Raw genomic sequence first — 23,030 nt, forward strand, 5'->3', positions numbered from 1 at the left:
CGTCACCATGTTGAACAGAGTTGGAATTGGATACAGGTTGGGCCTGGCCTTCGGCATTTTGATTCTACTTCTGGCCTTCGCTGTCGGCGCCGGAACCTATGGGATCGATCGAATCGCCGCGACCGGGCATAGAGCGATCGACGTGGATGCGCGCGTGGCTACCAACGCGATGCAGATCGAGAAACTGGGTCTGGAAGCACTGCGCTACGAAAAAGACATTTTTATCGACCTGAACGATCCCGAAAAGATCGCGACGTACAAGGCCAAGTGGGACGATGTCCACACCCGACTCAAAGCAACGCTCCAGGCCGGACTCGCGATGGCGGCGACCGATCAACGGCGCCAGCTTTACCAGGACGCGCTGAACGGCTTATCCGCGTATCAGACCGGCTTCAATAAAATCTATGCACGTATCCGGAGCGGCGATATTCAGTCGACGGCGCAAGCCAACAACGCGTTCCACGAATACAAGTCGGCGATATACCAGCTCGAGAATAATGCAGAAGCCATCGACAAAGCCGCCAGCGCGCAATTGAGCCGCGCGGTGCCCAAGATGGAAACCGTACGACGCGACACCCAGATCAGCCTGCTCGCATTCGCCGGTATCGCCATTGTGCTGGCGATAGTTCTAAGCTACCTGATCACACGCAGCGTCAGCCGCCCATTGCGATATGCCGTCGACATCATCGAGGACATCGCCCAAGGCAACCTGCGACGTGATGTGTCCGTTACCGGCAAAGACGAGGTCAGCCGCTTGCTCGCTGCCATGTCGAGCCAACGCGAGCGTCTGTCGGCGCTCGTCCTGTCCCTGCGCAATCTGAGCAATGCCGTCTACCACGGCGCGCAAGAGATCGCGAGCGGCAATGACGAGCTGAGCAGCCGCACCCAGCAACAGGCGGCGAGCCTCCAGGAGACCGCGGCCTCCATGGAAGAGATGACGTCCACGGTGCGGCAGAATGCTGAAAACGCCAGACAGGCCGATCAGCTCTCCCGCAACGTGCGCACCCAGGCCAGCGAAGGCGGCCAAGTCGTCGACCGCGCCGTTCGCGCAATGAGCGAGATCAGCGATTCCAGCCACCGGATTACAGAGATTGTCAGCCTGATTGACGATATCGCGTTCCAAACCAACCTACTCGCGCTCAATGCCTCGGTAGAGGCAGCGCGGGCGGGCGAACAAGGCCGTGGCTTTGCCGTGGTCGCTTCGGAAGTTCGCAACTTGGCCAGCCGTAGCGCGACCGCGGCGAAAGACATCAAGACACTGGTCGACGAAAGCGCCCAAAAGGTTGCCGACGGTTCGAAGCAAGTCGAGCTATCCGGCAAGACGCTGAACGAGATCATCGAATCCATCAATCAGGTCAGCAATATTATCTCGGATATCGCGACCGCAGGCAGCGAACAAGCCCAGGGTATCGATCAGGTCAACACGGCCGTGTCGCAGATGGACAGCGTGACGCAACAAAACGCGGCGCTGGTCGAAGAATCAGCCGCCGCGAGCGCATCGCTTGAAGAACAAGCGCAACAACTGAACACACAGATCGCTTTTTTCAAGCTCCCGGAGGATCCCACCGGTGCGCGCGATGCGCAGCCGAGCGCGCGTCGTACCGTTTCATCCCCGCGATCCGAGGGGAAACGCACGGCTCCCCCGGCCACGAAGCCAAAGAGCGAATCCAATCCGTCAGACGCCGAGGACTGGGCAACCTTTTAGGGCATTAACGAGAGCCTGCCTGCGTCGCGGCGCTCAGGCAGGCTCGGGACCATTCGCAGCCGGCGGCGGCACGCTCCCCGAACTCCCGATCAATGTGCCCACCCCGGCGTCGGTGAATAACTCCAGCAACACCGCATTCTCCACCCGACCGTCGACGATATGGGCCGCCGTGACGCCATTAGCCACGGCATCCAGCGCGCACTGAATTTTGGGCAGCATGCCGCCGTGGATGACGCCGGCGTTGATCAGGTTTTCGACCTGTTCGGGCGTCAGCCCCGTCAGCAGATGGCCCTCGGCGTCGAGCACGCCGGGCGTATTGGTCAGCAGCATGAGTTTTTCGGCACCGAGCACCGAGGCGATCTTGCCGGCGACCAGATCGGCATTGATGTTGTAGCTACGCCCGTCGGCGCCGACCCCGATCGGCGCGATCACCGGGATGAAGTCGTCCGACTCGAGCCGCTTGACGATGCGCGGATCGATTTCGGCCACCTCACCAACGAAGCCGAGGTCGGCGTCGTCCTCGACCAGCGCCAGCTTGCGGGCGGTGATCAGATTGCCGTCCTTGCCGGTCAGCCCGACCGCACGCCCGCCGTGCTGGTTGATGAGATTGACGATCTCCTTATTGACCAGCCCGCCGAGCACCATTTCGACCACGTCCATGGTATCGGCATCGGTGACACGCATGCCCTTGATGAATTCGGTCTGCTTGCCGACGCGCTCGAGCACCTTGCCGATCTGCGGGCCGCCGCCGTGCACGACCACCGGGTTGAAGCCCACCAGCTTCATCAGCGCGATATCGCGCGCGAAGCCGGACTTGAGCTCCGGGTCGGTCATGGCGTTGCCGCCATACTTGATGACGACGGTCTTGCCGGCAAAGCGGCGGATGTAAGGCAATGCCTCGCCGAGCACGCGCGCGACGCGCGCGGCGGCTTCGGGATCCAGTGACATGCGTTTGTTCTGCTCCATCGATTCGGCCCGGCGGGATGACCCGTCTACGACACCCTAATCATCCGGATCTGGCAACCACGGCGGCGCGCGATCACCCGGTACCGGTCGAGCCGAAACCGCCGATACCGCGGTCGCTTTCGTCGAATTCATCGACAATCGCCAGTTCGGCGGCCACCACGGGAATCAGCACGAACTGGGCGATGCGTTCACCCGGCTCGATGGTGTAGGCCACATCGGCACGGTTCCAGACCGAGACCTTGAGCTCGCCCTGATAATCGGAATCGATCAGGCCCGTGCCATTACCGAGCACGATGCCGTGCTTATGGCCCAGCCCCGAACGCGGCAGAATCAAACCGGCCAGATTCGGGTCGCCGATATGAATCGCCAGCCCGCTCGGCAAAAGCTCGCACTGGCCCGGCGCCAGCGACAGCGGCGCGGCGATCATGGCGCGCAAATCGATGCCGGCCGAGCCGGCCGTCGCGCGTTCGGGCATCGGGAAATCACGACCCAGGCGGTCGTCGAGGCGTTTCACCTGCAGTTGCGTCATGGACAATCCAGAGTGGTTTCAGATAGCGGTTGAATCGCAGGCCAGTCGCTCGCCGATCAGCGCGACCAGATCGCGGGCGAGATCGATCTTGGACGCCTGGGCGAGGCGCTTCTCGCCCTCGCCCCAGATCACGAGCAGTTCGTTGTCATCGCGGCCGAACGCCTTGTCCGGCCCGACAACGTTACCGGCGATCATGGACAGCCCCTTGCGCTCGCGTTTGTCGCGAGCGGCAGCTTCCATGTTGGTGGTTTCGGCCGCGAAGCCCAGGGTGAAGACCTCGGGCCAGGCAGAGGCGACCTCGGCGATGATGTCTCGCGTACGCGCCAGACGCAGACTGGCCTCGCCGTCGGATTTCTTGATCTTGTCGGTCGCGATCTCGGCCGGTCGATAGTCGGCGACCGCCGCCGCGCCGATGAAGATATCCGCGCCCGGCATGGCAGCCATTACGGCGTCGTACATCTCGCCCGCCGATTCGACCGCCACGCGCTCGACCCCGGACGGCACATCCAGCGCGGTCGGCCCGGAGACGAGCGTGACCTCGGCGCCCGCGGCCGCGCAGGCCGCAGCCAACGCATAACCCATGCGCCCCGACGAGCGGTTGGTGAGATAACGCACCGGATCGAGCGGCTCGCGGGTCGGCCCGGCCGTGACCACGACCCGTCGCCCCGCCAGAACGCCATTCGCGTTCGCGCCGTAGCGCGCGATCAGCGCATCGCGGATCGCCTCCGGCTCGGTCATGCGACCGGCGCCGGATTCGCGCTCGGCCAGCTCGCCAACCTCGGGGCCGATACAGACCACGCCGCGCTCGGTCAGCGTTGACATATTCGCGCGCGTCGCCGGATGCGCCCACATCACATGATTCATCGCCGGAGCCACCACTAGATCGGCGGTACTCGCCAGACACAGCGTGGAGAGCAGATCGTCCGCGCGGCCCGTCGCGAGCCGGGCCAGCGTATCCGCGCTGGCCGGCGCAATGAGAATCAGATCGGCCCAGCGCGCGAGCTCGATATGGCCCATCGCCAGTTCGGCGGATTCGTCCCACAGATCATCGCGCACGGGGTGCCCGGACACGGCGGCCAGCGTCATCGGCGTGACGAAGCGTTGTGCGGCGGCGGTCATCACCACCTGGACCTCGGCGCCGGCCTCGACCAGACGACGCACCAGGATCGGCGTTTTATAGGCGGCGATGCTGCCGGTGACTCCGAGCAGCACGCGGCGTTGGGCCAGCGCTTGCATGGACTCTATTGTACCCGGGAAGGCGTGGCGCTCCATGGCCCTTCAGCCACAAACCACTCAGAGGAGACTTCACCATGCGGATATCCGACTGGCCAGCGACCGAACGACCGCGCGAGAAACTGCTGGAACGCGGGGCCGGCGCACTGTCCGACGCCGAACTACTCGCCATCTTCCTGCGTACGGGCGTGACCGGCATGAGCGCGGTCGATCTGGCGCGGCAGCTCTTGACCGACTACGGCAGCCTCGACGCCCTGCTGGCAGCCGATCGCAAGACATTCACGGCCGGACGCGGCCTCGGCGAAGCCAAGTACGTGCAGCTGCAGGCGGTACTGGAAATGGCACGGCGCCATGCCGGGGAGACCATCCGCGAACGCGACGTGTTAAGTGACCCGTCAGCTACACGCGCCTACCTTTCGCTGCACTTGGCGCGCTCGGAACACGAAGTTTTTGCTTGCATTTTTCTGGATAACCGGAATCGCGTCATTGCCTTCGAGGAGATGTTTCGCGGCACGATCGACGGCGCGGCCGTTTACCCGCGGGAAGTCGTCAAGGCCGCTCTGGCCCACAACGCAGCGGCGGTGATTCTGGCGCACAACCATCCCTCCGGCGTGGCCGAACCCAGCCCGGCGGATCGCGATATCACGCGGCGCCTGGTCGACGCGCTCGGACTCGTCGATATCCGGGTTCTGGATCACGTCATCCTGGCGCGCGAAGCCACCACAAGCCTGGCCGAACGTGGGATGATGTAGAATACATACAAAGGCTATCGTAACGATTATTTAATTTTTTATTGACATCTTAGCCGCGGCTTCCTACCTTTCCGCGACCAGATCACCCCCTATCTGGTTGTAGAGATTGGAGAAAAGATTATGAAAAAAGCCGCAATTGTCTTGGGTGCCACCATGATTCCGGCCGCTTCCGTTATGGCGGCGCCGAGCTTCGTTAAATCCGCGTCGCAATTCGTTACACCGGCGTCGCAAACCGATGGCCCGGGTTACACCTACGCACAGGGCGAATACATTCCCCACGGCAACGTCGACCACGCCGGCAACGATGTCACCGGCTACGGCGGTGACGTGTCCGTCGGCTTCGCTACCCACAGCAACTTCCCCATTCACCCGATCCTGCAGGGCGGGTTCCATCGCCTGAACCTGCATGACTCGCCGGTCGGCGTGAACCAGGCGTACGTCGGTCTGGGCGGCGAAGGCTTCTATGACTACGGCGGTCGCAAAGGCACCGGTCTGGGTTACTACGGCACGGTGAACTACGAGCGTCTGGAACTCCGCGACGTGCCGGGCGGCACCGGCGGTAACGACGCCACCGGCGATGGCTACGGCATCAGCGCTGGCTTGCGCTGGATGGTCGCGCCGCAGGTCGAGATCAATCCGCACGCCACCTACGTCGATTACGGCGAGGTTTCGGGCAGCGGTCTGGACTACGGCAGCCCGGATGGCTTTAAGTACGGGCTGCAGCTGGTGGGCTATCTGGACCAGGCTCAGCACTATGCGCTGACCGCCGGGTACGACCGCTCTGACCTGGATGTCGGCCGCAACAACGCTGACTTCGACAACGTAGTCAACGTGGGCGCGCGCTTTACCTTCTAAGGCTGAAACGCAATTCGCCCCGACGGCGAATACGCAAGCGCCAACCCGGAACACCCCGCCATGCGCGGGGTGTTCTTTCGTCCGCGGATAAAAATCGCGTCACAGCGGTTGTGCCGTGTTTCCGTTAGTGGTTAAATACGCGGCTCGCCGACGCCGACTTGCGCGCGATCAGGAGTTCAAGCATGTCCCAGATTTGTCAGGTAACTGGTAAGAAGCCGATTACCGGTTACAACGTTTCGCACGCCCACAACAAGACCAAGCGCCGCTTCGTGCCCAATCTGCACTGGCATCGCTTCTGGGTCGAGTCCGAGCAGCGCTACGTCCGCCTGCGGGTCTCGTCGAAGGGCATGCGTATTATCGACCGTCAAGGCATCGACAACGTGCTCGCCAAGATGCGCAAGCGCGGGGAGAAAGTCTAATGCGCGAAAAGATTCGCATGGTCTCGACCGCGGATACCGGGTTCTTCTACACCACGTACAAGAACAAGCGGAACAGTCCCGACAAGCTCGAGATGAAGAAGTACGACCCCAAGGCGCGCAAGCACGTGATCTTCAAGGAAGCGAAGATCAAGTAATCGCTGCGGCGACTGCCTGATGGAAAAGCCGGCCGCGCGCCGGCTTTTTCGTGGGCGCTCGCCGCTGAATACGCAACGTAACAGCCCGACCCCGGGTCGTTTGGTTAGACTGGCCGTCTTTGGATGGTGGACTAACGGGCGACATACCGCACCGGCGTGTCGAGAGGGCTCAATGAAAAGCGATTGGCTGTTATCCGCGCAGGGACTCGCGCGCGATTACGGCGGCAGGCGCGTCGTTACCGATATCGATCTGCGGCTCGCTGCCGGCAACGTGCTGGGCGTACTCGGCCCCAACGGCGCCGGCAAGACCACCATTCTGCGCATGCTGGCCGGCACGCTGGCACCCAGCGCCGGGCGCGTGGCGATTGCCGGCGTGGATCTGGCCGAGCGCCCACGGGCCGCAAAGCGTCATCTCGGCTATCTGCCGGAACGGCCACCGGTCTACCCCGAACTCACGGTCGACGAATATCTGCGCTTCGCGGCCCGCCTGCACGACATTCCGCGCGCTCGACGCGCCGCCGCGGTAACGGCGGCCAAGGCCGATTGCGGCCTGATCGAGGTCGGCCAGCGTCTCATCGGCGCGCTGTCCAAGGGCTACGCCCAGCGCGTCGGGCTGGCGCAGGCGATCGTGCATCGCCCGGCCGTGCTGATTCTCGATGAGCCCACCGCCGGGCTGGACCCGTCACAACTGATCGGCGTGCGCGAGTTGATTGGCCGGCTGGCGCGCGAACACAGCGTGATCATCTCCAGCCATATCCTCGGCGAGATTCAGGCCATGGCCTCGCATGTGGTCATTATCGATCGTGGTCGGCTCGCGTTCTCGGCCAGCCGCGAGCAACTGGCGGCCGATGCCAGCTGGCTCGAGATCGGCCTCGCGCACGGGCCGGATACCGCGACGCTGGCCGCCCTGCCCGAGGTTGCCGACATTCGCCATACCGGCGACGGCCAATGGCTGATCAGGGCGGCGGCCGGGCGCGACATCCGGACCGCCCTGGCGGAACGCGCCGTGGCCGAGGGTTGGGGGCTGCATACCCTGGTTGCCCGCCCGACCAGTCTCGAGGAACGCTTCATGCGCGTCATCAGTAGCGGCGACGACGCCGAGCGAGCGCCAGCATGACCGGCGCGCTGGCCATCGCCCGCCACGAGAGCACCCGTCTGTTCGCGTCGCCGCTGGCCTGGGCGCTGCTCGGCTTCACGCAACTGCTGGCCGGCCTGTTGTTCGTGATGTCCCTGACCGACATCTCGCTCAACCCCCAGCACCTGACCGACTATGACGGCGTATCCGAAGTGGTGGGCGCCGGCTTGTTCCGCTTCGTCACGCTGGTGCTGTTGCTGGTGGTGCCGCTGCTGACGATGCGAGCCTTCGCCGAGGAACGGAAAAACGGCACGCTCGAACTGCTGCTGGCCGCGCCGGCCTCGGCGACCGAGCTGGTGCTGGGCAAATTCGTCGGCGTGATGGTGTATCTGAGCTTGAGCTGCCTGCTGGTCGGCGCCTTGCCCGCCACGCTGACGGCATTCACGCCGCTGGACTGGGGGGTGATTGCCGCCGGCCTGCTCGGGCTATGGTTGGTGATGGCGGCGTTTGCCGCGGTTGGCCTGTTCGCCTCGGCGCTGACCCGCGAACCCACGCTGGCCGCCGTCATCAGCCTGGCCGCGCTCATGCTGCTTTGGCTGATCTATGCGGTCGCGAGTATCGACTGGCATCCCAGCGTATTCGGCCATACGCTCGATATCGGGCGCATCGCCGGCGGCATCTCGCCGATCGGGCATGACGACACGCTTCTGCGCGGGCTCGTCACCTCCGGCGATGTGCTGTATTTCGTGATCTTCGTGCTCGCGTTTCTGGCGCTGGCGATCGTCCGGCTCGACGCGGAACGCCGATAGCCATGCGTGCGAGTTCCTATCTCACGATGGTGTTGATCGTGCTGGTGGCCGTGGCGGCCGGCTGGCTGGCCCAGCGCAGCAGCGTCACCGCTGACTGGACCGCCGGCAATCGCAACAGCCTGACGCCGGCCAGCCTGCGCGTCGTTCATGCGCTGGGCGCCGGTCCGATCGATTTCACGGCCTATATCTATCCCGGCCCGCAGCGCAACGACGTCCGCCAGCAGCTCTCGCGCTATACCCGCGCCTCGAATCGCGTTCATCTGCATTTCGCCGATCCGGCCCGGCATCCAGCGACGGTGCGCAAGCTCGGCATCGGTAAGGACGGCGCGGTGGTGGTGCGCTATCAGGGCCGCCAGCAAACGCTCACCGATTATTCCGAATCGAGCGTGACCAATGCCTTGCAGCGATTGTCGCCCGGCGGGTCGAAATGGATCGTGTTCGTGACCGGCCACGGCGAGCGCGATCCGGGCGCCAAGACCACCGCCGGGTATTCCAAGCTGGCCACCGCCCTCGACAACCAGGGCCTGAAGGTCCGGCAGGTCAATCTGGTTCAGGCCGGGGCGATTCCGGATAACACCGCGGTGCTCGTCATCGCCTCGCCGCAGCACGATCTGTTGCCCGGCGAGGTCAACATGATCCGGGCGTACGTCAAACGCGGCGGCAACGTGCTGTGGGTCGACGACCCGGGGCCACGCTACGGGCTGACGCCGCTCGCACAGGATCTCGGCATCCACTGGCTCGACGGCACGCTGGTCTACCCGGACTATCGCAAGCTCGGCACCGGCAGCCCGGCCATGGCGCTGGTGGCCAATTACCCGGATACGCCGATCACCGAGAACCTCAAGCAGATCACGATCTTTGCCTTCGCCGGTGCGCTGTCGCCGCTCGACCATTCGTCCTGGCAATCGAAGGCGATTCTGCGTTCGCCGGCCCGAAGCTGGCTGGAAACCGGGTCGCTGGATCAGGGCAGCATCAGCTTTCAGCCCGATCAGGGCGATCGCGCCGGGCCGCTGACCTTCGGGCTGATGCTGAGCCGGCCCGAGCCCGGCGCCTCGGGCGATAATCCGCCGTCCGGGCAGTCCCAACAACGCGCGGTGGTCGTGGCCGACAGCGACTTCATGGACAACGGTCATCTGGCCGATCTCGGCAATCGCACGCTGGCCCTGGCAATCTTCCAGTGGCTGGCCGGCCGTGATGCGCAGATCGCCGTAGACGTGCCGAAAGCGCCCGATGCCCATCTGGAAATGGCGCCGGCACGACTGTCGACGTTCTGGTGGCTGTTTGTGGTAACGCTGCCGGGCGCGCTGTTCGTTCTCGGCTTCGGCCGCTGGTGGTGGCGACGACGCCGGTGAGACAACGACGCGCCCTGCTGATTGTCGTCCTGCTGCTGGCGCTGGTGGCGCTCGGCGGCGGATTATGGTGGTCATACCGGACGCCGCCGAGTCCGCCATCGGCGTCCCATCCGCCGGTCAGCCCGCTCGCGGCAGCCGATGTCACTCGTATCCGGGTGCGTCACGGCAGCGATCTGGTGATGATCCAGCGAAAAAATCCACAAGCGCCCTGGCATCTCACCGCGCCAGTCCACGCCCCGGTGGATCCACCGCATCTCGAGGCCATGCTGACCCTGCTCGGCAAGCCGGCCGAACGGCGCTATGCGCCCGACGCCATCGCGGACACGACGACGGGGCTGAAGTCGCCGACGCTGGTCGTTCAGTTCAACCAGCACGCCCCGATCGATATCGGCGGGCGCGGCCCGAGCCGTGGCAGTCGCTATGTCCGCACCCCGCACGATCTGCTGCTGGCGAACCTGCCCGATCTGACCGGCCTGCACTGGAGCTGGACGCACTGGATCTCGCCGGCGCTGGTGCCACCGCATCGACAGCTCGAGAAACTGGTGCTGCCGCATTTCACGCTCGATCGCGACAAGCAGGGCGATTGGCAGGCCCAGCCACGCGGGCAACGCAGCGCCGCGGCCGTCGCGGCCACCATGCAGGCCTGGCAGCGCGCCCGTGCCCTCACCGTCGTGCCCGCCGATGAAAGCCGCCAGCGCCTGGCCCGGGTCACGCTCGTCTTCCGGCATAGTCCGCCTCGCCATCTGGATATCATCGAGCGTGATCCGAACCTGATCCTGCGCGATCCCGCGCTCGGCGTGGATTATCACCTCGCCGGCAACCGCATCGGGCCGTTGTTGGAGATACGGCACCCGGGGCTTTGATGCGTGGTTTCATGACGTTTTTATCCGCAGATCGACGCAGCCTTCCGCCGATGGCGGGTGGCCGGGGCGGGCTTCGACCCATTGCGGTGGCGCCAATATTCTCAGTCTAAAAGCCGGTTTGACCCCGGCAGAACCAGGTCACGGTCAGTTGCCGTGGCATCCGGCTCAACGCTAAAACGCCGTGATCGACCCCTCGCATCGCCTTGAACGGGCCCGCCGCGTGCTGGATGCATCGACGCGTCGAAAAGCCGACCATGGCCTGCCCTTGCGCCCGGCGCATGTCAGAATATTGGCATGCCCGAACTTCCCGAAGTCGAGACCACGCGCGCCGGCGTGGAGCCGCATGTCGCCGGTCAACGCGTGCGGACCGTCATCGTGCGTCAGCCGCAGTTGCGCTGGCCGGTGTCCGACGCGCTCGCGCGCGATCTGCCCGGCCAGACCATCCACGCCGTCAGACGCCGCGCGAAGTATCTGCTGTTCGCGGCGGACACGGGGCATGTCTGTCTGCATTTGGGCATGTCCGGACGCTTGCGCGTGGTGCCGGCCGACACGCCAGTGGAAACACACGACCACGTCGATATCGTGCTGGAAAACGACACCCTGTTGCGCTTCAACGATGCACGCCGCTTCGGCTCGCTGTTCTGGCTCACGGGTGATCCGCATGAATTCTCGCTGCTGTCACGGCTCGGGCCGGAACCGCTGTCAGACGCTTTCGACGGTGCCTGGCTGAGAGCGCGATCGGCCGGTCGGCGCACGGCCGTCAAGGCCTTCATCATGGACGCCGCGGTGGTCGTGGGCGTCGGCAATATCTATGCTTGCGAAGCCTTGCACATGGCCGGCATTCATCCGCGCCGCACCGCCGGACGCATCGGCCGGGCGCGCTACGAGCGGCTGGCCGAGGCCATCAAGCAAGTGCTGGCCGAAGCCATTGCGGTCGGCGGCACCACGTTGCGCGATTACATCGGCGTCGACGGCGATACCGGTTATTTCCAGCTGTCGCTGGCTGCCTATGGCCGCGAGGGCCAGCCGTGCCCGCGCGGCTGCGGCCCGATCCGGCGCGAAGTCATCGGGCAGCGCAGCACGTTTTTCTGCCCCGTCTGTCAGACCTGAGACAGCGGTGATTCATCGGAGATGACAGGCTGCCGGGTGGCGGACTAGGCTGGGCGATCGTTTACCCATTCTCGGCGGCCCGCTCATGCGCTATATCGGACTGATCGCGGCCTTCGTGGCCACCGGCGTGTTCGCCGGCCTGACGTTTCTCGCGCCACGTTATTTCGCGCTTTTCTTCATTATTTCCGGTCTGTTTCTCACCGTCGGGCTGCGCGATCTGCTGCAGGCCGAACATGCATTGCTGCGCAATTATCCGCTGCTGGCGCATTTCCGTTGGTTATTCGAAGCAATCCGACCGGAGATCCGTCAATATCTGATCGAATCCGACACCGAGGCCGCGCCGTTCTCGCGCGAGCAGCGCAGTCAGGTCTATGCCCGGGCCAAGGGCGCCAACGACGCCGACCCCTTTGGTACCGAACTCGACGTCTATGCTGAAGGTCACGAGTGGCTGGCCCATTCGATGGCCGCGCGCACGCCGTCGGAAACACCGCCGCGCGTCCATATCGGCGGGCCGGATTGTAGCCGGCCGTATTCCGCCTCGACGCTCAATATCTCGGCGATGAGTTTCGGCTCGCTGTCCGGCAACGCGATTCGCGCGCTCAACAAGGGGGCGGCCAAAGGCGGCTTTGCCCACGACACCGGCGAAGGCTCGATCTCGCGCCATCACAAGGAATACGGCGGCGACCTGATCTGGGAGCTGGGCAGCGGCTATTTCGGCTGCCGTGCCAAGGACGGCAGCTTCGATCGCGCCCAGTTCGTCGACCGTGCGAGCGACGACCAGGTCAAGATGATCGAGATCAAGATGTCCCAGGGCGCCAAACCGGGCCACGGCGGCGTGCTGCCCGGGCGCAAGGTCACACAGGAAATCGCCGAGGCACGCGGCGTGCCGGTCGGCCAGACCTGTGTCTCGCCGCCCTATCACACCGCCTTTTCCACCCCGATCGAGATGATGGAGTTCATCGCCGATCTGCGCGAGGGCTCGGGCGGCAAGCCGGTCGGCTTCAAGCTCTGTATCGGCCACGGCTGGCAGTTCATGAGCTTGGCCAAGGCCATGCTCAAGACTGGCATCACGCCCGACTTCATCGTTATCGACGGGGCTGAAGGCGGCACCGGCGCGGCCCCGCTGGAGCTGGCCGACAACGTCGGCACGCCGCTGCGGGAGGGGCTAGTCTGGGCGCATAACACGCTGGTCGGCGCCGGCCTGCGCGAACGCATCAAGATCGGCGCCTCCGGCAAGATCACGTCCGGCTTCCGGATGGCATCGAATATGGCGCTGGGGGCGGACTGGTGTAATTCGGCGCGCGGCTTCATGTTCGCGGTGGGCTGCGTGCAATCCGAGTCCTGCCATACCGATCGCTGCCCGACCGGCGTCGCCACCCAGAATCCGCGGCGCCAGCGTGCCATCGTGGTACCGGAAAAAGCCGAGCGCGTGTATCACTTCCATCGCGCCACGGTCGCGGCCATGCAGGAAGTGGTGGCCACGGTGGGCCTGGATCATCCGGCGCAGCTCGCGCCCGAACATCTGTGCCGGCGCACGCGCGATTCCGAGATACAAAGCGCCGATCAGGTGTATCGTTTTCTCAAGACCGGCGAACTGCTCGTGGCCTCCGCCCGACGCGGCCGTTATGAAGCCGCCTGGGCCCGCGCGCAGGCCGAAAGTTTTCTGCCGCGTAGCCACGCCGCCTGATCAAACACGGGTGTATCGACACTCTAGGAGTTGAATTCATGGCCTGGTTCCGATCGAATCGACGCGACGACCCGCAAGCCAACACGCCGGACACGCCCGAGGCCCTGCGCGGCTATGCGGGCCAGTATTCGGAAACGCGCTTCTGGACCAAGATCTCGCGGGTGTTCAAACGCGCCGGCTACGAGCTGCTGGAAAAAGCGTTATGGCTGCACTATGCCGCCCAGCGCCCGGATACGCCGGGCTGGGCCAAAGCTACGGCCTACGGCGCGCTCGCGTATTTCATCCTGCCGTTCGATGCCATCCCCGACTGGCTGTTCGGCTACGGCTACACCGATGACCTGAGTGCACTGACCCTGGCCGTGGCCACGATCTCGCAATACATCGATGCCGGCGTGCGACGGCGCGCCACCCGCAAGCTCGACGACTGGTTCGGGCGCCCCGAACATCGGCGGCCGATGCAGACCGTCGAATGAGCGCCGGCCATGACCTGAGCGGCCGACGGGCGCTGGTCACCGGCGCCTCGTCGGGCGTCGGCGAAGCGGTCGCCCGACAGCTCCGTGCCGCCGGCGCCCAGGTCGCGATCGCCGCGCGCCGGGCCGATCGTCTGCAACGACTCGCCGACGAGATCGGCGCCGTGGCGCAGCCCGCGGACGTGGGGACGTCCGAGGCGTGTATCGCACTGATCGAATCCACGGTCGCCGCGCTCGGCGGGCTCGATATTCTCGTCAACAACGCTGGGGCGCATCATCGGGGCGATTTCGCGACCCAGTCGGCCGAACATCTGGCCGCGATGGTCGACGTGAATCTGCGTGCCCCGGTCGTGCTGTCGCGCACTGCCCTGCCGCATCTGCGTTCGGCCGAGCACGGGGCGATCGTCAACGTCGGCTCCGTGGCCGGGCGGATGCCAGTACCCGGCAGTGCGACCTATTCCGCGACCAAGGCGGGCCTGCGCACGCTGACGTATGCGCTGGCCGAGGAATGTCGCGGTACGAATGTGGGGGTGTCGGTGGTTTCGCCCGGCCCGATCGCGACCGACTTCATCCTCGCCGATATCGATGCGGTCACCGATCTCACGTTTTCCCAGCCGATGAGCACGCCGGAGCAGATCGCCGATCTGGTGCTCGCCTGCATCGCCGACGGGCGTGTCGAACGAACGCGGCCGGCCTCGACCCGAGTGATGACCACGCTAGGCAGCCTGTTCCCGGCGCTGCCGCGCGCGCTACGCCCCGCCCTCGCCGCCAAGGGCCGACGCGCCAAGGCGCGATACCGCCGCCACGACTGAGGTCTGTCTTGCGTGCGGATCGCATTCAGCCCACAGTGGAATTTCGAGTCGCACAGTCCATAGAAGGAAACGGCAGCATGGGCATCATTGCATGGATCATCTTCGGGTTGATCGCTGGCGCGATCGCCAAACTGATCATGCCCGGCGACGACCCGGGCGGGATCATCGTGACCATCATCATCGGCATTGTCGGTGCCGTCATCGGCGGCTTCATCGGGGGTGTACTGGGCTTCGGCGGGGTCACCGGTTTCAATATCGGCAGCTTTATCATCGCCATCCTGGGCGCCGTGATCCTGCTGGCGCTGTATCGCATGGTCGCCCGGCGATAAATCCGGCGATCAAAACGCTTCGGAAACCGGTGCGGGCTGTCCGCACCGGTTTTTTTTGGTCAGCGGCCGGTTACTGAAGCCGGGAACGTCGTCATCTTCTCCGCGGTTACGCCTTAGGGTCTGTTGAGGTTTCGTGCGAGCGCCGCGTTGGCGTCCGCAAATCGTGTCCAGCAAGGCGCGAGTCGCCGCGTCGTGGCGTGCCACGACCCAGACTCGCAACGCGGCCGGGCGCGATTTGCGGCCCAACCCGAAGGGACAAGCGCTGTTTTGCGGCAATCCAGCGTTGTAGCTCTCTCGCGTAGGCCCACTACGCCGCGTTCGCTACGCCTCGTCTTGCCGCAAAACAGCGCTTGGCGCGGACTCGCACGAAACCTCAACAGACCCCAGGGCGCGCTTCGCGCAAGCATTGCCACTGCGTTGTCGGCGTGGGCGAGGCTCAAGTTAGCTCCCTCACGGCCGATGTTATCTGCGTCATTACTGCATATCAGCATGGGCAGGCAACGGGGAGAGATGCATGGCTGCAACGCAATGGGATCTGGCGATCGAATCGGCGCCGGACGATACCGATCAGGTTACAGAACATTCCGAGGGCGAAACCCAACCCGCCCGCGGCTGGCCGCTTAAACACAAGATTGCGTTGACCATCGTGGTGGTGATCGCGCTCGCAGCGTCCATCGTAGCCGGCGTCGGCTGGGATTTGCGTAGCCAGCTCTATCAGGTGCGCCGCGACGGCCTGCGCAACACGGTGGAACTGGCGCAGAGCATGATCGCGGGCTTTGCCAAGCAGGCCGACCAGGGCTATATCAGCAAGTCCGAAGCGAAACGACGGGCGCTGGATGCGCTGTCCGAAATGCGGTTCGGCAAGAGCCACAACAACTACGTCTTCGTTTTCGACAAAAACGAGCGCATCGTCTGGCACCCGCGCCATCAGCCGGGCACCGATATGCACGATTACGTCGACGACAACGGCGTCCCGGTCTATCGCGAACTCGGCGACATGGCCGCCAAGGACGGCGACGGCTTCGTTTATTATTCCTCCAAGCGCGACAAGAGCGGGCCACAGCTGCCCAAGATGACGTTCGTCGAGCGCTTCAAACCCTGGGGCTGGAATATTGCCGCGGGCGTCTATATCGACGACATCCGCGTCGCGTTTTACCATCAGCTGATCAAATACGGACTCATTCTCGGCGGCTTCGCCCTGCTCGTCGCCCTGGCGTTGATCCTCCTTGCCCGCAACATATACGGTGCGCTGGGCGGCGAAACCTATGAAGCGCGCCGCCAGCTCGATCGCATGGCAACCGGCGATCTCAGCCAGGCCACGGAGATTGCCAAGCGCCACGCGGACAGTCTGATGGCGAGCGTGGAAACGATGCGGCGGGATCTGGCGACCATGATCGCGGGCATTCGCCATGGCAGCGAATCGATCGACAGCGCGGCCGGCGAGATCGCCGACGGCAACGCCGATCTGTCGACCCGTACCCAGCAGCAGGCGGCCTCGCTCGAGGAGACCGCTGCGAGCATGGAAGAACTTACGTCTACGGTGTCGAACAACGCCGGCAACGCCAACGATGCCAGCGAACTGGCCACCAAGAGCAGCCAAGCGCTCGAGGATAGCCGGCGACTGATCGCCGAAGTGGTCGACACGATGGGCGAAATCCGTCGCGGGGCCGACGAGATATCGCAGATCACCACGCTTATCGACGACATCGCCTTCCAGACCAATCTGCTGGCGCTCAACGCGTCGGTCGAGGCGGCACGCGCCGGCGAGCACGGGCGCGGCTTTGCCGTAGTAGCCAGCGAAGTGCGCAAACTGGCGCATCGCTCGGCCGATGCGGCCAAGAATATCTCCGGCGTGGTCGAGCGCTCCGTGGCATCGGCGCAGACCGGCGCCGAACGCGTCGATCAGGCCAGTACTTCGATGAGCACGCTGGGCGAACACGTCGAACAGACGCGCGCGCTGATGTCCGAGATCTCGACCGCCTCGACCGAACAGTCGCGCGGCATCGAGCAGGTCAACCAAGCCGTGACCCAGATGGACGAAGTGACCCAGCAGAACGCCGCTCTGGTGGAACAGGCCTCGGCGGCTTCGCAATCGCTCAAGGACCAGGCCGGCGAACTGCGCCAGACCGTGCAACGCTTCCGCGTCGCCGACGAAGCCTACGAAACGGCCTAACCGATACGTGCCATGCCCGGCCGGTCAACAGGACCGGTCGGGCGGTATCGCTCAGATCACGCCCAACCCCGCCAGGCCGTCCCAGGCCAGTTTCGCGACCAGCGCCAACAGGATCGAACGGAACACGATCCGAAACACGCGCTCGGATAACACGCCGCCGAGGCGACGCCCGATCAACGTGCCGGCAATGGCCGCCAACGCCATCGGAACGAGCAGATCCAGCCGGGCGAACACATTGAAACCGTTGATCGAAAAGGCGACGATCTTCACCGCATGAGCGCACATCTGCCCCACCGCCATGGTCGCGATGATGTTGTTCTTGCGCCAGTCGTCGCGCAAAAAGAACGGCGCCACCAAGACACCGACACCGCCGACCAGTGGCCCCATGACGCCGGCGATCAGTCCTGCCACCAGCAACCCCGCGCGCCCGTGCAAGCGCAGATAGCGTGCCCAGACCGGCCAGATGCCCAGCGCGATGAATACAGCCATGATCAGCCGCAGGACATCCGGATTCGCCGAAGCCACCCATGGCGCGACGAGAAACGGCACCGGCACCGCACCGACCAGAAACAGACCCAGCGCGCGCCAACGGATATAGGGCGCATACGCCATAGCGCGACTGCCGTTGGACGTCAGCTGAACCCCGGCGTGCAGCGGTAGCGCGAGTGCCGGCGCCAAGCCCACGGCATACAGCAGGCCAATGAGAATCATGCCGCCGCCCATGCCGGCCATCGCGGACAGTACCGCCGTAACCAGCGCGGCGAGCGTCAGTCCGGCGATTAGCAGCATCGAACCGTGCTGGCCGTCGCCAGCGTCCATTCGTCCGCGGAAAACCCGTTGGATTGGCGCACTCGATACCCGATCTGGATGATCGGCGGCATTCTATGGACTTTATCTTGGCGGCGCATCGGCACACTGGTCAAAACGGCTTCGGTGACCGCCCGGCTGCAAGCCGCGCTTCCTGCAGCGCATAGGTCTGCTAGACTCGCCGGGCTTGTCAAAGTGCCGTTTTTACCGCGATTAGGCCGATGAAACACGAAACCGATAACTTACGCATCAAGGGCATCCAGGAATTGATCTCGCCCGACGCGCTGCTGGCGGAACTGCCCGTCTCCGATACGGCGTCCAATACGGTCTTCGAGACCCGCGCTGCGATCCAGAAAATCCTGGCCGGCGAGGACGACCGCCTGGTCGTAGTGGTCGGGCCGTGCTCGATTCACGACGTGGATGCCGCCCTCGAATACGCCGAGAAACTCAAGGCCGTCCGTTCCAAATACGAGCGTGATCTGCTGATCGTGATGCGCGTGTATTTCGAAAAACCGCGGACCACCGTGGGTTGGAAAGGCCTGATCAATGACCCCGATCTGGACGACTCGTTCAAGATCAACAAGGGGGTGCGCCTGGCCCGTAGCCTGCTGTCGCAGCTGGCAGACGCCGGCGTGCCCGCGGGCGTGGAATTCCTCGACCTGATCACGCCGCAATATCTGGCCGATCTGGTGTCCTGGGGCGCGATCGGCGCTCGTACGACCGAATCGCAGGGCCATCGCGAACTGGCGTCGGGGTTGTCGTGCCCGGTCGGCTTCAAGAACGGCACCGGCGGTTCGATCAAGATTGCCGTGGATGCGGTCGGCGCCGCTCGGCATCCCCATCATTTCCTGTCGCTGACCAAGGAAGGTCGCTCGGCGATCTTTGCCACGGCAGGCAATGCCGACAGCCATCTGATCCTGCGCGGCGGCAACAACGGGCCGAATTACGATGCGGACTCGGTGGCGGGCGCGGTCGCCCAGCTCGGTCAGGCGAATCTGCCGGCGCGCGTCATGATCGATTTCTCGCACGCCAACAGCCGCAAGCAGCACAAAAAGCAGCTGGAAGTCGGCGACGATGTCGGCGGCCAGATCGCGGCGGGCAGCCGTGCGATCTTCGGCGTCATGATCGAATCGCACCTGCACGAAGGCAATCAGAAGCTGGTCCCGGGTGTGAAACCCGATTACGGCGTCTCGATCACGGATGCCTGTCTCGGTTGGGACGATACCGACGCCCTGCTGGGCGAACTGGCCCACGCGGTCGCGGAACGGCGCGGGCTGAACGGCAGCGACGACGACTACTGATCGTCGCCTCGTCTGTCCGAAGGCGTGTCGTCATGAGACACGCCCTTAAGAAAAGCCGCCCGAGGGCGGCTTTTTTATTACCAGTACGGGCCCGGCAGGATAGCGGCCAGCAGCCGCGCGCGGATGTCGGGCTTCTCCGGCTGTGTCTTGCGCCCGGCATAGCCCTGGGCGGCTTTGGACGACGGGAACATATGAAACGCCTTGTGCAGCACGAAGTCGTTGAGCTTCGGCCACATGGCATAACTGACCTGGGCCGTCGTGCCCAATGGCGAGGCGATGCTCTTGGGCCGGTCGATGATCGCGTCCACGATCATGTCGGCCGCCTGCTCGGGCGTGAGCGCCGGTACGTAATCGTAGAGTTTGGTGGGCGCAATCATCGGCGTGCGCACCAGCGGCATGTAGATCGTGGTCAGATGAATATTGCGCGAGGCCACCTCAGGCGAAAGACAGCGCGAGAACGCATCCAGCGCCGCCTTGGAAGCCACATAGGCCGAAAACCGCGGTGCGTTGGTCAACACACCGATCGACGAGATATTGATGATATGACCGGCCCGTCGCTTGGCCATCGACGGCAGCAGATTGAAGATCATCCGGATCGCGCCGAAGTAATTCAGCTGCATCGTGCGCTCGTAGTCGTGGAATCGACCCAGCGACTCGAACACCGCACGTCGGATCGAATGCCCGGCGTTGTTGACCAGGATATCGACGTGATGGTGATCACGCAGGATCGTGGCCGTGCATTCGTCGATGGCCTCCAGGCGCGACAGATCGCAGGGGTAAGCGAACGCCCGCCCGCCCATGCGTTCGACGATGGCTCGGGTTTCTTCGAGCTTGTCAGGATTGCGCGCGATCATGCACACCGTGGCCCCGGCCCGGGCCATCTTCTTTGCCGTCATGAAACCGATGCCGCTGGAGGCACCGGTGATCACGACCACCCGGCCCGAGACACGTCGTACCAGCGTAGCCGGCACTTCGACATCGCAGTCGATGTGCATTTCCCAGTAACGCCACAGCGTCTCGGCATAATCGGACAGCTTGGGGCAATGAATGCCGCTGCCCGATAAGGCCGCGCGGGTGTTGGCATCGTCGAAGATCGCCCGGTTATTGATGTAGCCGAGAATCGAAACCGGGATGCCCATCGTCTTGGCCAGACGTTTTTCTACCCACCCGGCCATCGGCAGGCGGCCGACCAGTTGCTTGATCTGGCGCTCGGTGGCGGCCGACCATTGCTGGCTGGGGAGATTGTGGATCACGTCGGGCCCGTGAGCTGCGCGCACGAATGTCTTGAGCATGGCGCCCGCCGTTGGCGGATCGGGCTGGATCAGGAAGTAGGCCTGGCCTTCCCCCGAGCGCTTGTGCGCGATATGCACCATGGCTTCGACGACATAATCGACCGGCACGACCGGCATCCGCCCGCCCTCGATACCGAGCAGCGGCAGCCACTTGGGCAGGTTATCGCGCAGCGCCTTGATCGCGGGGAAGAAATAATAAGGGCCATCGATCTTGTCGATCTGGCCGGTTTTTGAATGACCGACGACCATCCCCGGCCGATAGACTTTCCACGGCACCTGAGCGCGCTCACGCACGATCGCTTCGGACTCGAACTTGGTGCGGTAGTACGGGTGATGCAGTTGCTGCCCGACGTCGAACATGTCGTCGGTGAACACGCCCTCGTAATCGGCGCCGGCAATGGCCACCGACGACATGTGATGAAACACCGGCTTGCGCCGACTCTCGTTGGCCAGCGCATGCGCCAGCGCGACCATATTGGCTGTGCCCTGGTTGTTGACCCGGTCGGCCTCGGCGTCGGTCATGTTCATGTCGTAGACCGCCGCCAGGTGAAAGATGTGATCGATCGTCCCCGCCAGCTCCTCGCGCGCGGTCGCATCAATCACCCCGTCGCGGGTGATGTCGCCCCAGACCGGGATCAAACGTTCCTCGTCGGCGCCCAGCGCCTCGCGCAACGCATCCATCTTGGCCGAGCTCGCCCGGCGCATCAGGACATAGACCGTCGCCGCGCGGCGCGCCAACAAACGCTCCACCAGGAAGCGTCCGATAAAACCGGTCGCACCGGTGACCAGATATTTCATCGATTGTTGCTCTCTTTCTTGGAACCGGCGCTGCCTACCCCTTTTACACTACGGTAGGCCATGGAACGCGTCGCGCCAATACCCGGTGACGCGACCCGAGCCGCCCGACATCTGACAGAATGACAATCCTCGACGTACGCCCGGTTAACATCATGAGCGAAACCATCTTCAGCAAGATCATCAACCGCGAGATCGATGCCGACATCGTGTTCGAAGACGAGCACTGTCTGGCCTTTCGCGACGTGAATCCCCAGGCGCCGTTGCATGTGTTGGTGATCCCCAAAAAACCGATTGCCATGCTGGCGCAGGCCGACGACGACGATGGTGAGCTGCTTGGTCATCTCATGCTGGTAGCGCGCCGAGTAGCCCGCGACGAAGGCTACGGCGACGCCTTCCGGCTGGTCATGAACAACGGAGAAGCCGTCGGACAAACGGTGTTTCACATGCACCTGCATGTGCTCGCCGGCCGCGGCTTCCAGTGGCCGCCGGGATAGACCGGCGGGCGCCCATGGCTAGATGACGGCCCGGCTCGATCGGCGGGTGGACTTGTTTTTTTTGGGTTTGGCTTTATTGTTTTCTTGATGCATATGTCGCCTGCAACTGTTTGGCGACGCCGCCAGCCCCGGCCGCAAGGCCCGCACGGCGGTTCTCTTCCCCAAATTACGCCTATTCAATGAGCACGACCTCAAAATCTGCCAATGCCGATGCGCGCGGCGCGCGTGGTAACGGAAGCGCTGCCACGGCCAGCGAGATCGAGGATGTCCAGGGTCGAGCGGACCCGCGCAACCTGGCGATCAACAAGGTTGGCATCTGCGATATCCGACACCCCGTGTCCATCGCCCAGCGCGTTGGCGGCCATCAATCGACTGTCGCGACCTTCGGCATGTACGTGAACCTGCCCCACGAGTTCAAGGGCACGCATATGTCGCGCTTCGTTGAGATTCTCAACGCGCACGAGCATCAGATCACGCTGGAATCGTTCAAGGCGATGCTCGGGGAAATGACCGAGCGGCTCGAGTCCGACAACGGTCACATCGAGATGACCTTTCCGTACTTTATCGACAAGTACGCGCCCATCACCGGCGAAAAAGGCGTGATGGATTACGAAGTTTCGTTCATCGGGGATCGTATCGGCGACCGCATCGACATGCACGTCGAGGTCAAAGTCCCGGTCACGACGTTGTGCCCCTGCTCGAAGGATATCTCCGACTACGGCGCCCACAACCAGCGCTCGCTGGTCACGATTCGCGTCAAGGCCCACGAATTTTTCTGGGCCGAAGAACTCATCGATATCGCCGAATCCGAAGCCTCCTGCGAACTGTTCGGCATTCTCAAACGCATCGACGAGAAGGCCGTTACCGAACGCGCCTACGAAAACCCGAAGTTCGTTGAGGACGTGGTACGCGATATCGCGACCCGGCTCAACGAAGACGATCGCTTTCGGAGTTATCGGGTGGAGTCGGAGAACTTCGAATCGATCCATAATCATTCCGCTTACGCGATGATCGAACGGGATAAGGATCAGCCGAACGGCTAAC

The 23,030-nt window shown here is 64.0% G+C and carries 23 protein-coding genes; 18 read left to right on the forward strand and 5 right to left on the reverse strand.

Annotated elements, in window-relative coordinates; all coding sequences use genetic code 11:
• The first annotated feature begins 37 nt into the window (after window positions 1-37).
• On the forward strand, window positions 38-1,705 hold the full coding sequence (locus C41B8_RS11750; RefSeq protein WP_051883447.1) for a methyl-accepting chemotaxis protein: 1,668 nt from the start codon (window positions 38-40) through the stop codon (window positions 1,703-1,705).
• A gap of 33 nt (window positions 1,706-1,738) precedes the next feature.
• On the opposite strand, the gene argB is transcribed toward C41B8_RS11750, so the two are convergent.
• The 3 genes from argB to coaBC form a co-directional block, all read right to left on the reverse strand.
• Complete coding sequence (gene argB / locus C41B8_RS11755; RefSeq protein WP_198025171.1) at window positions 1,739-2,653, reverse strand: acetylglutamate kinase; 915 nt, start codon at window positions 2,651-2,653, stop codon at window positions 1,739-1,741.
• A gap of 91 nt (window positions 2,654-2,744) precedes the next feature.
• Complete coding sequence (dut, locus tag C41B8_RS11760; protein ID WP_037338259.1) at window positions 2,745-3,200, reverse strand: dUTP diphosphatase; 456 nt, start codon at window positions 3,198-3,200, stop codon at window positions 2,745-2,747.
• Between the two features lie 18 nt (window positions 3,201-3,218).
• Window positions 3,219-4,436 carry a bifunctional phosphopantothenoylcysteine decarboxylase/phosphopantothenate--cysteine ligase CoaBC gene (coaBC, locus tag C41B8_RS11765; RefSeq protein ID WP_037338262.1) on the reverse strand — a complete coding sequence of 406 codons (1,218 nt, stop codon included), beginning with the start codon at window positions 4,434-4,436 and terminating at the stop codon, window positions 3,219-3,221.
• 74 nt (window positions 4,437-4,510) lie between these two features.
• On the opposite strand from coaBC, the gene radC reads away from it, so the two are divergent.
• The 14 genes from radC (at window position 4,511) to C41B8_RS11835 (ending at window position 17,294) form a co-directional block, all read left to right on the forward strand.
• Window positions 4,511-5,185 carry a RadC family protein gene (gene radC, locus C41B8_RS11770; protein ID WP_037338265.1) on the forward strand — a complete coding sequence of 225 codons (675 nt, stop codon included), beginning with the start codon at window positions 4,511-4,513 and terminating at the stop codon, window positions 5,183-5,185.
• 120 nt (window positions 5,186-5,305) lie between these two features.
• On the forward strand, window positions 5,306-6,040 hold the full coding sequence (locus C41B8_RS11775) for a hypothetical protein (protein WP_084188900.1): 735 nt from the start codon (window positions 5,306-5,308) through the stop codon (window positions 6,038-6,040).
• 182 nt (window positions 6,041-6,222) lie between these two features.
• Window positions 6,223-6,459: a 50S ribosomal protein L28 gene (rpmB, locus tag C41B8_RS11780; protein WP_037338271.1), complete on the forward strand. Its 237-nt coding sequence runs from the start codon at window positions 6,223-6,225 to the stop codon at window positions 6,457-6,459.
• Window positions 6,459-6,614 carry a 50S ribosomal protein L33 gene (rpmG, locus tag C41B8_RS11785; protein ID WP_037338274.1) on the forward strand — a complete coding sequence of 52 codons (156 nt, stop codon included), beginning with the start codon at window positions 6,459-6,461 and terminating at the stop codon, window positions 6,612-6,614. The genes rpmB and rpmG overlap by 1 nt, the downstream gene beginning before the upstream one ends.
• Window positions 6,615-6,786: 172 nt before the next feature.
• Window positions 6,787-7,731 carry an ABC transporter ATP-binding protein gene (locus C41B8_RS11790; RefSeq protein WP_037338275.1) on the forward strand — a complete coding sequence of 315 codons (945 nt, stop codon included), beginning with the start codon at window positions 6,787-6,789 and terminating at the stop codon, window positions 7,729-7,731.
• Window positions 7,728-8,498, forward strand: a complete 771-nt coding sequence (locus tag C41B8_RS11795; RefSeq protein ID WP_037338278.1) for an ABC transporter permease — start codon at window positions 7,728-7,730, stop codon at window positions 8,496-8,498. Before C41B8_RS11790 ends, C41B8_RS11795 begins: the two co-directional genes overlap by 4 nt.
• Before the next feature lie 2 nt (window positions 8,499-8,500).
• Window positions 8,501-9,850, forward strand: a complete 1,350-nt coding sequence (locus C41B8_RS11800; protein WP_037338280.1) for a GldG family protein — start codon at window positions 8,501-8,503, stop codon at window positions 9,848-9,850.
• Window positions 9,847-10,713 (forward strand): hypothetical protein, encoded by an 867-nt coding sequence (locus tag C41B8_RS11805; RefSeq protein WP_156962517.1) that lies wholly within the window; start codon window positions 9,847-9,849, stop codon window positions 10,711-10,713. The genes C41B8_RS11800 and C41B8_RS11805 overlap by 4 nt, the downstream gene beginning before the upstream one ends.
• Window positions 10,714-11,007: 294 nt before the next feature.
• On the forward strand, window positions 11,008-11,823 hold the full coding sequence (mutM, locus tag C41B8_RS11810) for a bifunctional DNA-formamidopyrimidine glycosylase/DNA-(apurinic or apyrimidinic site) lyase (protein WP_037338287.1): 816 nt from the start codon (window positions 11,008-11,010) through the stop codon (window positions 11,821-11,823).
• An 85-nt stretch (window positions 11,824-11,908) separates the two neighbouring features.
• Complete coding sequence (locus tag C41B8_RS11815) at window positions 11,909-13,510, forward strand: FMN-binding glutamate synthase family protein (RefSeq protein ID WP_051883448.1); 1,602 nt, start codon at window positions 11,909-11,911, stop codon at window positions 13,508-13,510.
• A gap of 38 nt (window positions 13,511-13,548) precedes the next feature.
• Window positions 13,549-13,983: a YkvA family protein gene (locus C41B8_RS11820; RefSeq protein WP_084188902.1), complete on the forward strand. Its 435-nt coding sequence runs from the start codon at window positions 13,549-13,551 to the stop codon at window positions 13,981-13,983.
• Complete coding sequence (locus tag C41B8_RS11825) at window positions 13,980-14,792, forward strand: SDR family NAD(P)-dependent oxidoreductase (protein WP_037338291.1); 813 nt, start codon at window positions 13,980-13,982, stop codon at window positions 14,790-14,792. Before C41B8_RS11820 ends, C41B8_RS11825 begins: the two co-directional genes overlap by 4 nt.
• A 77-nt stretch (window positions 14,793-14,869) precedes the next feature.
• On the forward strand, window positions 14,870-15,121 hold the full coding sequence (locus C41B8_RS11830) for a GlsB/YeaQ/YmgE family stress response membrane protein (protein ID WP_037338294.1): 252 nt from the start codon (window positions 14,870-14,872) through the stop codon (window positions 15,119-15,121).
• Between the two features lie 514 nt (window positions 15,122-15,635).
• Window positions 15,636-17,294, forward strand: coding sequence for a methyl-accepting chemotaxis protein (locus tag C41B8_RS11835; protein ID WP_084188903.1), 1,659 nt, complete (start codon window positions 15,636-15,638; stop codon window positions 17,292-17,294).
• A gap of 51 nt (window positions 17,295-17,345) precedes the next feature.
• On the opposite strand, the gene C41B8_RS11840 is transcribed toward C41B8_RS11835, so the two are convergent.
• Entirely contained in the window at window positions 17,346-18,113 is a 768-nt protein-coding gene (locus C41B8_RS11840; protein ID WP_051883449.1) for a sulfite exporter TauE/SafE family protein, read from the reverse strand.
• Between the two features lie 209 nt (window positions 18,114-18,322).
• Here C41B8_RS11840 and C41B8_RS11845 point away from each other — a divergent pair, with 209 nt between their 5' ends.
• Window positions 18,323-19,402 carry a 3-deoxy-7-phosphoheptulonate synthase gene (locus C41B8_RS11845; protein ID WP_037338297.1) on the forward strand — a complete coding sequence of 360 codons (1,080 nt, stop codon included), beginning with the start codon at window positions 18,323-18,325 and terminating at the stop codon, window positions 19,400-19,402.
• Window positions 19,403-19,479: 77 nt separating this feature from the next.
• Here the strand turns inward: C41B8_RS11845 and C41B8_RS11850 are convergent, their stop codons facing one another.
• Window positions 19,480-21,492 carry an SDR family oxidoreductase gene (locus C41B8_RS11850; RefSeq protein WP_037338300.1) on the reverse strand — a complete coding sequence of 671 codons (2,013 nt, stop codon included), beginning with the start codon at window positions 21,490-21,492 and terminating at the stop codon, window positions 19,480-19,482.
• 149 nt (window positions 21,493-21,641) lie between these two features.
• On the opposite strand from C41B8_RS11850, the gene C41B8_RS11855 reads away from it, so the two are divergent.
• Window positions 21,642-21,986 (forward strand): histidine triad nucleotide-binding protein, encoded by a 345-nt coding sequence (locus C41B8_RS11855; RefSeq protein WP_353215343.1) that lies wholly within the window; start codon window positions 21,642-21,644, stop codon window positions 21,984-21,986.
• A 179-nt stretch (window positions 21,987-22,165) separates the two neighbouring features.
• Window positions 22,166-23,029: a GTP cyclohydrolase FolE2 gene (gene folE2 / locus C41B8_RS11860; RefSeq protein ID WP_084188905.1), complete on the forward strand. Its 864-nt coding sequence runs from the start codon at window positions 22,166-22,168 to the stop codon at window positions 23,027-23,029.
• Window position 23,030 lies beyond the last annotated feature (1 nt).

This window comes from Salinisphaera hydrothermalis C41B8 (assembly GCF_000732535.1).
GTDB classification, from domain to species: domain Bacteria; phylum Pseudomonadota; class Gammaproteobacteria; order Nevskiales; family Salinisphaeraceae; genus Salinisphaera; species Salinisphaera hydrothermalis.